The 267-nt window shown below is 67.4% G+C and carries 1 protein-coding gene; it reads left to right on the top strand.

The genetic code is table 11. The annotated features are described in order from the left end of the window. Positions 1 to 267: FHA domain-containing protein (locus ACLJNW_RS25605; RefSeq protein WP_410961425.1), on the top strand; the 267-nt coding region annotated here is incomplete at both ends.

The raw sequence follows: 267 nt of genomic DNA, 5'->3' as shown, positions 1-267 counted from the left end.
GACCTGAACAGCACGAACGGCGTGTACCTGAACGGCAAACGCGTGCGGCGACACAGGCTCACGCCGGGCGACGTGGTCAAGATCGGCCTGCACGAAATCTCGTACACGCGCTACGAGCCCAAGCCGGCCGAGGACCTGCGCCACCATACCGAGACGCAGGTGCTCACGGACCGCGATCTCGAGGAAGGCGACGAACTCGAGAACGACGAGGACGCGGAGTCGGAGGCGGACGCCGGGACCGACGCCGACCCTGCCGACGTCGAGGAC

It is taken from the genome of Salmonella sp. SAL4457 (assembly GCF_046548235.1).
In the GTDB taxonomy this organism is placed as follows: Bacteria; Pseudomonadota; Gammaproteobacteria; order Enterobacterales; family Enterobacteriaceae; genus Salmonella; species Salmonella enterica.
Note: the sequence above shows the minus strand (reverse complement) of the source record. Positions and strands in the feature narration are given on the sequence as shown.